This window comes from Paraburkholderia domus (genome assembly GCF_905220705.1).
In the GTDB taxonomy this organism is placed as follows: domain Bacteria; phylum Pseudomonadota; class Gammaproteobacteria; order Burkholderiales; family Burkholderiaceae; genus Paraburkholderia; species Paraburkholderia domus.
The window spans coordinates 151,985-164,874 of record NZ_CAJNAT010000001.1 but is presented as its reverse complement, the minus strand read 5'-3'; the positions used below and the strand labels follow the sequence as shown (position 1 = coordinate 164,874).

The following is a 12,890-nucleotide window of genomic DNA, read 5'->3' as shown; positions in this document are numbered from 1 at the left end:
GCGCGAAGCGCCGGCGACGGGATTGCTGAATCGTAGGTCGTGCCGGCATCCGCCCGGTGCTGAGGTGTGCGATGAACAAGCCATGCAGTGTGCGACCGAGGCATGCAGGCGCGATCGCCGGTGCGGTCGCCGCGTTGTTCGCGGCGTCGTATATGCCGTCCCTGCTGGCGAACCCGACCGGCGCGCAGGTGGTGGCCGGAACGGTGAACGTCAACTCGCCGGGCGCGGGGCAGATGAATATCACGCAGACATCGTCCAATGCGATCGTCAACTGGAACACGTTTTCGATCGGCGCCGGCGAAGCCGTCAGGATTGCCCAACCGTCGGCCTCTTCGGCGCTGCTCAACCGCGTGATGGGCAACGACCCCAGCGTGATCGCGGGACGCTTGCAGGCCAATGGCAAGGTGTTTCTCGTCAATCCCGCGGGGGTGATCTTTGCGCCGGGTTCATCGGTGAATGTCGGCTCGATGGTTGCGTCGACACTCAATATCTCCAACGCCGACTTCCTCGCCGGCAACTTTCACTTTGTCGGCACGTCCGTGGCGCCGGTCAGCAATGCCGGTTCGCTCACGGCCGGAGCGGGCGGCACCATCGCGTTGCTCGGCGGCGCCGTCAGCAATAGCGGCACCGTGAGCGCCAAACTTGGCACCGTCGCGCTGGGCGCCGGCAATGACATCACCGTCGATTTTGCCGGCGACGGCCTGACGACCCTGAAGATCAATCAGGGGGCGGCGAGCGCCCTGATCGGCAATACCGGCACGCTGGCCGCCGATGGCGGCACCGTGGTCATGAGCGCGCAGACTGCCGATGCGCTGGCCGGCACGGTCATCAACCAGCAGGGCATCGTGCGCGCGCAAAGCCTGAGCGAGCGCGACGGACACATTCTGCTCGACGGCGGCACGAACGGCGTGACGCTGGTAAGCGGAACGCTCGACGCAAGCGGCGGCGCAGGGCAAACGGGCGGCAGGATCGACGTGACCGGTCATGACGTGGCGCTGCTAGCCGGCGCGTATGTGGATGCGAGCGGCGCCGTGGGCGGCGGTACGGTGCACTTCGGCGGCGGGGCGGCGGGCGCGGACCCCACCATTCGCAATGCCAACGCGATCTGGATGTCACCCACAGCTAGCATCCATGCGGATGCGCTTGTCAACGGGAATGGCGGCAACGTCGTGGCCTACAGCGAGACAGCCAGCCGGATATACGGCACGTTGTCGGCGAAGGGGGGAGCGCAAGGCGGCAATGGCGGGTTGATCGAAACCTCCGGGCACGCGCTCGACACGACCGGAGCGACGATCGACGCGTCGGCGGCGAAAGGCCAGGGCGGCAGGTGGCTGCTCGATCCGTTCGAGGTCTTCATCGTGTCGGTGTTGCCGGAAGGCGCCACCGGGCCGACCCAAAGCGAAACCGGACCCGGCGATTCCAATACGGTGATGTTCGGACCGCTCACGGCCGGCACGTACATCCTGAACACGGCGATCACCGACCCGCTCAACCACGGCATGACGGTGACGGTATCGACGGGGCTCGATCTGGATGACAACGCAGGCGATATCAACGTCAACGCGCCGATTGTCACAACCGGCACCTTACCCGCCACGCTCAAGCTGAGCGCGTCGGGATCGGTTCTGGTCACCAGTAATATCACGTCGAGTTCGGGGCCGCTCAGCATCGTATTCGATGCGAACGTAGGCGGGACCAGCCCGGCCAGTCTGGTCTCGCTCCAGGGCATTACGCTGAGTACCAACGGCGGCAGTGTGACCCTGGGCGGCGGTGGGACCAGCCCGGTCCTGATCGACACCTCGAGCGTCAACACGGCGAACGGCAATCTGACGGTCACCGGCACATTCCCAGTGAATGGCGTCGCGATTGGCTACCTGACCACGTCCTCGGCGGGCGTCATCATCAACGCTTCGGCCATTACCACTGAGGGCGGCGCGATCTCACTAACGGGCACCGCACTGGGCCCGGACGCCTCGGGGGTGGCGATCAACGCCACCAGCACGATCTCGACGACGAGCGGCACTTTGGGTATCACGGGCACGGCCTCCGCCGGCGGCGGGGGGAATGACGGCGTGTTTGTCGTCGGCAACAACCTGATTCAAACCGGTACTGGAGCGCTCACCATCAATGGCACAGGCAGTTCGAATGGCGAAGATGAGGGCACGGGTGTTCTCCTGTCCGGCAGTTCCGCCCGCACCACAAGCGGGGCACTCAGCGTGACCGGCAGCGCCGTCGGCGACTTCGGGACCGGCGTCTTTCTGACCGGCGGCGCCACGGTGGGCGCGGGCCCCGCTTTGCAGCCCGGGCTCAGCAGTTCGGGCGGCGCGATCATGGTTAGCGGCAGCGTGGCGGGAAACGGGGGCGAAGGCGTGGGCGTCAACAGCACGACGATCTCCAACACAACCGGCGTGATCGGCATATCGGGCACTGTCACCGGGGCCGCCGGTTCCTTCGCGGACGGCGTCTATTTCTATGGCGTAACGTTGAACACCGGCAGCGGCGACATCACCGTCGCCGGGACTGTGCCGTCGGTCATGAATGGCAGCATCGGTTTCGACATGCACGGGTCATCGGTCCAGTCGGCGAGCGGCAACATCGCATTGTCCGGGCAAAGCATTGGAGCGGCTTTTCCAGGCGCTTCGGTCTTGGGCCTGCTGTTCGAAAACAGTCTATGCGACTGTGTACAGACGGCCCCGGTGTCGGTGACGACCGGCTCGGGCACGTTGAGCATCTTCGGCAGCGGTACCGGTACGTTCGTCGACGGCGTGTTGATCGGCGACGGGTCGACGATCAAGTCGACCAACGGCGGCGCGATCGATATTCGCGGCGCGGTGGCCGGCCCGGCTGGCACCGGCCCAAACTATGGCGTGCTGATTGCCAATGGCACGATCAGCGCGACAGGGCCGGCGACCACCATCGGGATCGCCGGTTCGACCACGACGTCCGATCCGGGCGTAGCGATCGGCGTTGTCGTACCCGCCAGTGCGCAGAACGAGTTTCCGCTGGCAGGTCCATCTGGCGGTTCCACGGTCAATAACGTCACGATCTCGACCACGAGTCCGGGTTCGATCGTGTTACGTGCATTCAACGACGGCACGGCGAGCAGCCTCGCCATCACGCAATCCACCCTGTCGTCGCCGGGCGGCGTGCTGTCGATCATGCCGGCGTCGGTCGATCCGTCGAGCTTCGCGATCACCGCGCAAAACGCGACGCCGATTACGCTGTTCGGCACGGGCGGTGGTCTCAGCATCGGCCCGCAGACCTTCGCGACCTTTGCGTCGATCCCGAACATCGTGCTGGGTTCCAGCACGCAAACCGGGCTTATCACGGTCAACGGACAGTGCGCGTCGGGCGGCTCGCCCTGCGTGCCGACGCGCCCGAGCTTCGCGAACAATCTCACGCTGTCCAATCCGGGCGCGGGCAGCCAGGGGATCGCGCTGCCGTACGGTATCTCGACACCAGGACAGACCTTGATGCTGCTCTCGGCTGGCCCTGTCACGGACCCGGGCGGCATACAGGCCGCCGGGCTGCTCCTCGCCGGCCCCGGCAACTTCACGCTGACGGATCCGCAAAACGATGTCGGCGTGCTGGCGATGGCCGGCGCGGGCAATGTCGACTTCTCTAACTCGCACGGTTTCGTGATCGGTCCGCTCACGAGCCAGACGTTCAATTCCGCTGCGGGCCAGTTGAACACGATCGACGCCACGAACTCCACCCTGACCGGCAACCTGGTTGCGACTGCGACAACGGGCAATATCGGGCTGGGCGGCAGCGCGCCGTCGCCGGCGGGTCCGAATACGAACCTCAGCGCGGGCGGCGCCGTCGATCTGGTGATGGAGAACGGCGTCTTCGTCGATGCGGGCTCGGGCATGATCAGCGCCGGCAACGCATGGCGAATCTGGGCGAGCACCTGGAACGGGGAGATGCGCGGCAGCGTTCAGCCGAACACCGCGCAGCCCAATTTCTACGGCTGCCTGTTTGGCTCGGGCTGTAGTTGGGGTGGCAGCGTGCCCACCACCGGCAATCATTTCGTCTATGTCGCGAGGCCGACGGTGACCGTCACCGCAGGCGGCGCGACGCGTTTCGCCGGAGCGCCTAACCCGCCTTTTACCGCCACATCGAATGGCTTCGTCAACGGCGATAGCGCGGCGGGAGCGTTGAGCGGCTCAGTGACATCCCCTGCCAATGCAAATTCACCCGGCGGACAATATCCGATCAACCCCAACTTTACGTCCGGCGTCGGTTATATCGTGAACGAAGTGCCTGGCACCCTGACGGTGATCCCGATATTGAATCCGATCGCGCAAAGCGGTCTGCAGTCGTTCTTCAGCAGTCAGGAGCAGACCTTCGTCTATGAAAACAATCTGCAGGGCACCAACATTTGCATCGGCTCGAACCAGCCGCTCTTCAGCACCACGCCGCCGGGCGACAATCAGGACATTCTCGCGGTCGAATGGAAGCGGGTACGTTCGCAGCCGAACCTGAACAGCTGCATGCTGATAAACAGCCAGCACGGCTGTGGCGACTTCTAGCGTTGGCAAGTGGGTGCAGGTGCGGCGTGCGCTGCCGTGCCGGCGGGCGAGTGCAGCGCGCGCAGTTGCGCGATCGCGGCCTCGGCTCCGGCAACAAACTGCTGCGACAGCCGCAGTGCTTCGACGACCTCCTCGTGGACAGGCTGCTCCATTCCCATGTGAATCCTGAAGAACCGTTCAGCATGGATGGCTGGATGGTAATGTTGGCGTACACGTTTGGCATCGATCAGCCGCCGGTTGCCGAACAGCTTGCTCAACGCCCATGAGAATGCGCCGTCTTCTCCGCCGACGCGACGAAAGAACTCGTCTGTCGGAAATCCGCCGAGCGCGCGGTACACCGCGCGCCGGATGACGAGGCTGCTCGGCACGGTGTTGCTCAGGATCGCGGCGTATTTTTCGAACTCGGGGTGCGCGACGATGGCCTGCGGAAAGCCGGCAAACTCGACATCCAGCCGCACGGACGCCTCCTGCGGACAACCCTGCAGATATCCGCTTGCGGCGCGCAACGCAGCGGGCAGGTATTCGTCGTCGGCATCGATAAAGGCGAGCAGATCCTGAGACGCATGCATGGCGGCCCAGTTGCGCGCGGCGGCGACGCCGCCGTTCACGTGCATGCGCAGCACTTCTACGCGCGCGTCGGCGCGCCTGTAGTGCTGCGCGATTTCGATCGAGGCATCGGTCGAGCCGTCGTCGACGACGATGATCTGCGCGGCCTCTGGCTGAATGAGGCAGCTTTCCAGCGCGCGTCCAAGCGTCGCTGCCATCTGAAGGCAGGGAATGATGATCGAGATTGGCACGATAGCGAGACTCGTCGAAACGGTTTCGGGCGCTATACCGGCGCCGGACCCTGCGCGAGCTGCAACACCGTCGCCTCCGGATCTTCACTGACCCACACCGCGAGCGCCGTGAAGTTGTCGTGATTCGCACTGGCGCTCGCGCGCACTTTCACCGCCAGCGCGTCGAGCCAGGCGCCGGGTGTCGCAGCCTCGGCCAGCGCTTCGCCCATGCAGGCGTCGTCGGCATACTCCCACAGCCCATCGGTGCAAATCAGAAAAGCGTCGCCGTCACGCAGCGCGAACGTGCCGTCCACGCCCGCAATGTCCAGTTGATCCTGGGTGCCCAGCGCGGCATACAGCACATTACGTCGCGGATGATGGCGCATCTCCTCCGCGGCGAGCAACTGCGCGTCGACCATCTCCTGAACCATGCTGTGGTCGCGAGTCCGGACGCTGATTTCGCCATGGCGGAAACAGTAGAGCCGGGTGTCGCCACAATGAGCCCATGCGGCCGTGCCGCATTCGCGATCGATAGCGAGCAGCACGGCCGTCGAGCGCATGTCCTTCTCGTTATCGTCGCCGCGCAACTGTTCTTCGACGATGTTCTCGTTGGCATGTGCGAGCGCGCTCACCAGCCGCTCGCCCGTCGGCGGCAATTCCGCAACAGTCAGGTAGCGCAAATCCGCCAGTACGGAATCGACGACGATGCGCGAGGCGGTGTCGCCGCCGCCGTGTCCGCCAGCGCCGTCCGCGACGACGCAATAGTAGAGCCGCTCGCTCGACCAGTCGCCGAACGAATCTTCATTGCGTGGCCGGCCGCCCTGGTCAGTCAGGCTTGCGGTGGCAAGTTGCACCGTTGACCTCTCATGTGCTCGTGGTCTCGCGACCTCATTCCTGCGCGTGCGACTGGGCGGACAGAATGCCCAAAACCAGCAGGATGGCAATGCGATTGCCCGGCGTGATATCGATGCCGAGGCGCTGCTCGATCCATTGGCCGATTTCCGTGCGGGCGAAGTCGGCGGGTATCGAGCCTTTTTTCAAGGTGACGCCGAGCTTGCGCGCCCGGTAGTGATATGACGCGATGCCGTAACGCGCCGCCACCTGCGACAAACCGCCTTTTTCGTTTGACAGCCAGCCGAGGCTGCCTGCGAGCAGCATGCGGTCGGCATCGTCGAGCGCGGCGATGAAGCGCGACGCGGATTCGCGCACCTCGGCTTCGTGCAGTCCGTATTGCAGCAGTACCGAGCCGATCGGATCCGGATGAAATGCCGTTTGCCGGTCGATTTCGAGCATCACGTCATCTTCATCGAGCGACACATTGCGCTGATGGCTTGCACTGCGCAGACAGTCGATCAGATAGCGGCGAAAGTACGCGCACACTGCATGACTGGTTGAAGGCGCACTGTGCAGCGGGAAGTTCTGCACGGCCGTCTGCGCGGTCTCGAGACGGAATACCTTCAAATAGAGAAACTGCGAGATGAGTTCTTCCTTGTCCTCGCCAAGCGCTTGCAGTTCCGACGGGTGGTAGCCCGTCAGCGCGTGGCGCACGATCGTATAGATCGATTCCATCTCGTCATGGCTCAGGCATGTGCGCCGTTGCCACAGGTCGGGCAGTGCGCTTTCCCCAGCATGGTCTACTGCAGCTGCGCCTTGGATATGTGCCACTCTTCACCCCGAAGTGGTGAGCCCCGCTGCCGGGGCGAAGCCCTGATGCGTACGCTGCAAGTTTTACCGCTTTTGTGGTACGGCGGATCCTGTCGCCAACGATTCTGGAACTCGCCCGCCGCTCCCGATTAGGCAGGCGACAGCGCCAAACGCGGGCAATACCATGAAATCCGCAACGCACCCCGCAGAGGCATCAGAAACAAAGTTAGTCTATTGGCCTGTTTTCTTTATTACAAGATAAAACTTAATATGTCATGCAGATGAATTCATACGCACGTTCCATTGATATCGGTACTAACCCTCAAATTTATATCAGGGTTTACCTGTTTCAAACGAGGCTTGATTTTTTAAAAAAATGAGCGTCTGATTCGTTTACTTATATGTTCGTCGATCCGCCGGATCGGCCATTGGATAGGGCTGTTCGGGTAGTCAGAAGATGACTTGAATAGTCTGATGATTGCTGGTTATTGATTGTCATACGAAATTTAACGTTTTAAACAATTACAAAATTATCCGTATTGGATATAGTGTTTCGTTTAATTAATGAATTTCCGTTTTTATTGATGTCTGGCTTTAATTTTCCGGGCTGCGTGCTATTCTCCTATCGGATTGTCGGTAAAAAAGTCCGCAGTGCGCTAAAACTCCGGAATACCCGCGCTTAGACAATCTAATTAGAGTTGATACGCATTTCTGGGAGCGCTGATTCATTGCTGGCAGGGCGACCCGTGCCGATCATTTACGGCACGTAAATATTACTCATCCGAGACCGATTCAAGACATGGCCACGCTTGCTGCGGGCGTAATGCTTGCCGAAATATCAGCTGCCAGTCCGTGCGGGGACGACCTCGAGTACGACCCTGACTTCCTTGAACTGGAGCAGGTCGTACACGGCAAGCCGGAGGTGCAGTACGGCGCAACCACGGTCGCCGCCACGCCGCCGGACTGGAAAATCGCGGAAGCGTTGTCACTCGATTTGCTCGCAAAGAGCCGCGACCTGCGTGTCGCGGTGCATCTGGCGCGCGCGCTACTGAACCGCAAGGGTTTCGGCGGTTTCGCCGAAGGCCTCGCGCTCGTGGAAGGACTGCTCGAACAGCGCTGGGACCACGTCTATCCGCAACTCGACCCCGACGACGACAACGATCCGACCGCACGCGTCAACGCGCTCGTCGCGCTCACTGAACAGTCCGGCATGTTGGTCGACGTTCGCGATGCACCGCTCGCGTCGTCGCGCATGCATGGTGTCGTCACGTTGCGCGACATCGAATATGCGACCGGAGAAGTCCCGCTTGCCAACGGCGCTGAGGCGCCGTCGCTGAACTCGATCGAGGCGGTGATTGCCGACGCGCACGAAGATGCCGCCGCTGCGCACGCGGCATTGCTCGATGCGCTGCATAGCGCAACGCGCATCGAGACGGTGTTGACCGAACGCGTCGGCGCAGCGCGTTCGATCGACCTGTCGCCGCTCGCGAGGCTGCTGCGGCGGGCAGCCGACTTTCTCGGCGAGCGTATCGGCGGTAGCGGCGGTACGGGCGGCCCAGCCGAGGCTGCGAACTCATCGTCAGACGGCGACGCTGCCACGGGCGAGCGCGCGAGCGCGGCGCCGGCGGGCGCGCCGCTGTCCGGCGACATCGTGGATCGTCAGGATGTGATCCGGATGATCGACAAGATCTGCGCGTACTACGAGCGCCACGAACCTTCCAGCCCGGTGCCACTGTTGCTGATGCGCGCGCGCCGGCTGGTCGACAAGAGTTTCATGGAAATTCTGCAGGACCTCGCGCCCGAAGGAATGGGCCAGGCACGGCAGGTCGGCGGGATCGATAACGAGTAGGCAGTCAGGCGGGGATGTGCTTTTTGCTTGTAGCAACGCCAGTCACGCGCCACGCTGCTCGCGGCCGTGCGGCGTCAACCAGGGGAATGGTCGTGGCCAAGGAAAGCAGCCAGAAATTCATCGCGCGCAATCGAGCGCCGCGAGTTCAGATCGAGTACGACGTCGAGGTCTACGGTTCGGAGAAAAAGGTCAATCTGCCCTTTGTCATGGGTGTGCTGGCCGACCTCTCAGGTCAGCCGGCGGATCCGCTGGCGCCGGTGGCGGATCGAAAGTTTCTCGAGATCGACGTCGACAATTTCGACGAGCGTTTGAAGTCGATGAAACCGCGCGTTGCCGTGCAGGTGCCGAACATGTTGACGGGAGAGGGCAACCTGGCGGTCGACATGACCTTCGAGAGCATGGACGACTTTTCTCCTGCGGCGGTCGCGCGCAAGGTGGACGCGTTGTCGAAGCTGCTGGAGGCACGCGGCCAGTTGCAAAACCTGCTGACCTATATGGACGGCAAGACCGGCGCCGAGGATCTGATCGCGAAACTGCTGAACGACCCTGCGTTGCTGCAGTCGTTGGCATCCGCACCGAAGCCGCAGGAATGAGCGTGATCTACAGGGGAGTCTGACCATGGCCGAACCCAGCACCGAAGGGCAAGCGCAACCAGGCGAAGCGGCGCTTGAAGTGAGCGATTTCGCGAACCTGCTGCAAAAGGAATTCAAACCGAAGAGCGACAAGGCGAAGGAAGCCGTCGAGACGGCGGTACGCACGCTCGCCGAACAGGCGCTGCGCGACACCAACGTGATCTCCGGCGATGTGCTCGCAACCATCGAATCGCTGATTGCGCAGATCGACGCGAAGCTCACCGCCCAGATCAACCAGATCATCCACTCGGAAGAGTTCCAGAAGGTCGAGAGCGCGTGGCGCGGCTTGCACTATCTGGTGAACAACACCGAGACGGACGAGTCGTTGAAAATCCGCGTGATGAATGTATCGAAGGGCGATCTGTACAAGACGCTCAAGAAATACAAAGGCACCGCGTGGGATCAAAGCCCGTTCTTCAAGAAGCTCTATGAAGAGGAGTACGGCCAGTTCGGCGGCGAGCCGTATGGCGCACTAGTGGCCGATTATCATTTCGACAACAGCGGACCCGACGTCGATCTGTTGACGCAAATGGCAAAAATTTCCGCTGCGGCGCATGCGCCGTTCATCTCGGGCGCCGATCCTGCCGTAATGCTGATGGACTCCTGGCAGGAGTTGGCCAATCCACGCGATCTGACGAAGATCTTTCAGACGCCCGAACATGCCGCGTGGCGTTCGCTGCGCGAGTCAGAGGATTCGCGCTACGTCGGCCTCGCCATGCCGCGTTTCCTCGCGCGCGCGCCGTATGGCGCCAAAACCAATCCGGTCGAAGAATTCGATTTCGAGGAAGACACCGCCGGCGCGGACAGCAGCAAATACGCGTGGGCCAATGCGGCCTATGCGATGGCGACCAATATCAACCGCTCATTCAAGATGTATGGCTGGTGTTCGCGGATTCGCGGCATCGAGTCGGGCGGCGCGGTCGAGAATCTGCCGGTGCATGCATTCCCGACCGACGACGGCGGCGTCGACATGAAATGCCCGACCGAAATCGCCATCAGCGACCGCCGCGAAGCCGAACTGGCGAAGAACGGCTTCATGCCGCTCGTCCACAAGAAGAACTCCGATTTCGCCGCCTTTATCGGCGCGCAGTCGCTGCATAAGCCGGCGGAGTACGAAGACCCGGACGCTACCGCGAACGCGAATCTGGCCGCGCGTCTGCCTTATCTGTTCGCCTGCAGCCGCTTTGCGCATTACCTGAAGTGCATCGTGCGCGACAAGATCGGCAGTTTCAAGGAGAAGGACGACATGCAGCGCTGGCTGCAGAACTGGATCCTCCAATACGTCGATGGCGATCCGGCGCACTCGACGGAAGAGTCCAAAGCACGACGCCCGCTCGCTGCAGCGGAAGTCGTGATTGAAGAGGTAGAAGGCAATCCGGGCTATTACACGTCGAAGTTTTTCCTGCGTCCGCACTACCAGTTGGAAGGCCTGACCGTATCGCTACGGCTGGTTTCGAAGCTTCCGTCAGCCAAGGCGGCATGACGGAAATCCCTATTCAGTGACGAATTGTTTTGAGCGGAGAAAGACATGGCCATCGATATGTTCATGACGTTGGGCGATATCAAGGGCGAGTCGCAGGACAAGACCCATAAAGAAGATATCGAAGTGCTGGCGTGGAGCTGGGGCATGAGCCAGAGCGGCACGATGCACATGGGCACGGGCGGCGGGGCCGGCAAGGTGTCGGTGCAGGACCTGTCGTTCACCAAATACAGCGATAAGGCGAGTCCACCGATCATGGCGGCGTGCACCAAGGGCACCCATATCGACAAGGCACTGCTGACCGTGCGCAAGGCCGGGGGCGACAATCCGCTCGAGTACTACAAGATCACCTTGGAGGGCGTGCTGATCAGTTCGTATTCGACGGGCGGGTCCGGTGGCGAAGAGCGCTTTACCGAGAACGTGACACTCAACTTCGAGAAGTTCCATGTCGAGTACCAGCCGCAAAACGCCAAGGGTGCGAAGGAGGGCGGCGTGGTCGAAGTGAAATGGAACATTCCCGCCAACGCGCCAACCTGAGCAGCTGGCGGCATAGGACGACCGCACTGCACCGGCCGCGCCGCTGCAGTGCATCGGCGCGTGGGATCACGTAAGCCTGACCGGAGCGAACCAGCATGACCGCAGAAGAGCATTTGCGCGAAGGCGATCTCGACGGGTGCCTGCGGGAGTTGCAAGCCCAGGTTCGCAAAGAGCCGTCGAAAGCCGCCTATCGCGTCTTTCTGTTCCAGTTACTCGCGGTGACGGGGGCCTGGGATCGCGCGCTGACGCAACTGAACGTAGTGGGCGAGCTCGACGCCGCCGCGCTGCCGATGGTGCAAACCTACCGCGAAGCGCTGCAATGCGAGGCGCTGCGCGAGGCGGTCTTCAAAGGCGAGCGCGGACCGCTGATTTTCGGCGAGCCGACCGGCTGGCTTGCATTACTGCTCGAAGCGTTGCGGCTCGATGCTGCGGGCGATACCGGCGCGGCGGCCGCCGCGCGCGCGCAGGCGCTCGACGAGGCGCCCGCCACAGCCGGCACCTTGAACGGCGAGCCATTTGCGTGGCTCGCAGACGCGGACAACCGGCTCGGCCCCACACTCGAAACCGTGCTGAACGGGCGTTATTACTGGATTCCGTTTTTTCGAATCAAACGCATCGAGATCGAACCGCCATCCGACCTGCGCGACCGGGTCTGGATGCCGGCCGTCTTCACATGGGCCAACGACGGCCAGGCCGCCGGCCTCATTCCCACTCGCTACCCGGGCACGCTCGCGCAAGAGAATCGTGCGCTGTGGCTTGCGCACCTGACGGAATGGATCGGTGACGACGCAACGGCTGCGCGTCCCGTGGGACAGCGCATGTTCGCCACGGATGCGAACGACTACGCGTTACTGGACGTGCGGACCATCGAACTGATGAGCGGCGACGCCCATCCTGACGAGGACGGCGCGGCCGTGCCGAACCATGGCTGAGCTGACCGCCCGCGACCGCCTGCAGCCTTCGCTGCTCGACCGGCTGACCGATCTCGAACCGGAGGCGAAACTGGAAGCGCGCGAGCGCCGTGTTCTGTCGATGCGTGCGCTGCGCCAGAGCGTGCAGCGCGATCTCGGCTGGCTGCTGAACGCGAACGGCCTCGCGTCGGTGCAGGATCTGACGGGCTATCCCTATGTCGCAACCTCGGTGATCAATTTCGGCTTACCGGACATTGCCGGCAAGACCGCCTCCGGGATCGATCCATTGCAGCTCGAGAGACTGGTGCGCGATGCAATCTGGGCGTTCGAGCCGCGCATCCTGCGCGATACCGTGCGAGTCAGTTCGATGCAGCTCGAAGAGACGACCGGGCGTCATAACACGGTGTCGTTTCTGGTAGAGGGCGATCTGTGGGCACAGCCGTATCCGGAGCGGCTCTACTTCAGGACTGAACTGGATCTGGAAGTCGGCGAAATCAGGGTGCTCGACCAGGGCGGACCGCGCTGAAGC

The 12,890-nt window shown here is 62.6% G+C and carries 10 protein-coding genes; 7 read left to right on the top strand and 3 right to left on the bottom strand.

The window, feature by feature from the left end:
* Positions 1–71 precede the first annotated feature (71 nt).
* A complete protein-coding gene (locus KHO31_RS00670; RefSeq protein WP_211622482.1) occupies positions 72–4,532 on the top strand; it encodes a beta strand repeat-containing protein in 4,461 nt (1,486 codons plus the stop codon).
* On the opposite strand, the gene KHO31_RS00665 is transcribed toward KHO31_RS00670, so the two are convergent.
* From KHO31_RS00665 to KHO31_RS00655, 3 genes are read right to left on the bottom strand one after another with little or no spacing between them, the layout of a single operon-like run.
* Positions 4,529–5,332 carry a glycosyltransferase family 2 protein gene (locus tag KHO31_RS00665; protein WP_201073410.1) on the bottom strand — a complete coding sequence of 268 codons (804 nt, stop codon included), beginning with the start codon at positions 5,330–5,332 and terminating at the stop codon, positions 4,529–4,531. The two genes, KHO31_RS00670 and KHO31_RS00665, sit on opposite strands and share 4 nt — an antisense overlap.
* A gap of 29 nt (positions 5,333–5,361) precedes the next feature.
* Positions 5,362–6,162 (bottom strand): PP2C family protein-serine/threonine phosphatase, encoded by an 801-nt coding sequence (locus KHO31_RS00660; RefSeq protein WP_211622480.1) that lies wholly within the window; start codon positions 6,160–6,162, stop codon positions 5,362–5,364.
* A gap of 34 nt (positions 6,163–6,196) precedes the next feature.
* Positions 6,197–6,877 carry a hypothetical protein gene (locus tag KHO31_RS00655; protein WP_236061112.1) on the bottom strand — a complete coding sequence of 227 codons (681 nt, stop codon included), beginning with the start codon at positions 6,875–6,877 and terminating at the stop codon, positions 6,197–6,199.
* 874 nt (positions 6,878–7,751) lie between these two features.
* Between KHO31_RS00655 and tssA the strand changes: the two genes are divergently transcribed.
* From tssA to tssE, 6 genes are all read left to right on the top strand, one after another.
* Positions 7,752–8,801, top strand: coding sequence for a type VI secretion system protein TssA (gene tssA, locus KHO31_RS00650; RefSeq protein ID WP_201139088.1), 1,050 nt, complete (start codon positions 7,752–7,754; stop codon positions 8,799–8,801).
* 86 nt (positions 8,802–8,887) lie between these two features.
* Complete coding sequence (gene tssB, locus KHO31_RS00645) at positions 8,888–9,394, top strand: type VI secretion system contractile sheath small subunit (protein ID WP_201073099.1); 507 nt, start codon at positions 8,888–8,890, stop codon at positions 9,392–9,394.
* A 25-nt stretch (positions 9,395–9,419) separates the two neighbouring features.
* Positions 9,420–10,916, top strand: a complete 1,497-nt coding sequence (gene tssC, locus KHO31_RS00640; RefSeq protein WP_201108685.1) for a type VI secretion system contractile sheath large subunit — start codon at positions 9,420–9,422, stop codon at positions 10,914–10,916.
* 45 nt (positions 10,917–10,961) lie between these two features.
* A complete protein-coding gene (locus KHO31_RS00635) occupies positions 10,962–11,450 on the top strand; it encodes an Hcp family type VI secretion system effector (protein WP_201073094.1) in 489 nt (162 codons plus the stop codon).
* 95 nt (positions 11,451–11,545) lie between these two features.
* Positions 11,546–12,382 carry a type VI secretion system accessory protein TagJ gene (locus KHO31_RS00630; protein ID WP_201073092.1) on the top strand — a complete coding sequence of 279 codons (837 nt, stop codon included), beginning with the start codon at positions 11,546–11,548 and terminating at the stop codon, positions 12,380–12,382.
* Positions 12,375–12,887, top strand: coding sequence for a type VI secretion system baseplate subunit TssE (gene tssE / locus KHO31_RS00625; RefSeq protein WP_201073090.1), 513 nt, complete (start codon positions 12,375–12,377; stop codon positions 12,885–12,887). The genes KHO31_RS00630 and tssE overlap by 8 nt, the downstream gene beginning before the upstream one ends.
* Positions 12,888–12,890 lie beyond the last annotated feature (3 nt).

Excerpts from the sequence above, each read along its gene's own strand:
- KHO31_RS00670 (WP_211622482.1), top strand. The coding sequence starts at position 72 with ATGAACAAGCCATGCAGTGTGCGACCGAGGCATGCAGGCGCGATCGCC.
- KHO31_RS00655 (WP_236061112.1), bottom strand. The coding sequence starts at position 6,877 with ATGGAATCGATCTATACGATCGTGCGCCACGCGCTGACGGGCTACCAC.
- tssA (WP_201139088.1), top strand. The coding sequence starts at position 7,752 with ATGGCCACGCTTGCTGCGGGCGTAATGCTTGCCGAAATATCAGCTGCC.
- tssB (WP_201073099.1), top strand. The coding sequence starts at position 8,888 with ATGGTCGTGGCCAAGGAAAGCAGCCAGAAATTCATCGCGCGCAATCGA.
- tssC (WP_201108685.1), top strand. The coding sequence starts at position 9,420 with ATGGCCGAACCCAGCACCGAAGGGCAAGCGCAACCAGGCGAAGCGGCG.
- KHO31_RS00635 (WP_201073094.1), top strand. The coding sequence starts at position 10,962 with ATGGCCATCGATATGTTCATGACGTTGGGCGATATCAAGGGCGAGTCG.
- KHO31_RS00630 (WP_201073092.1), top strand. The coding sequence starts at position 11,546 with ATGACCGCAGAAGAGCATTTGCGCGAAGGCGATCTCGACGGGTGCCTG.
- tssE (WP_201073090.1), top strand. The coding sequence starts at position 12,375 with ATGGCTGAGCTGACCGCCCGCGACCGCCTGCAGCCTTCGCTGCTCGAC.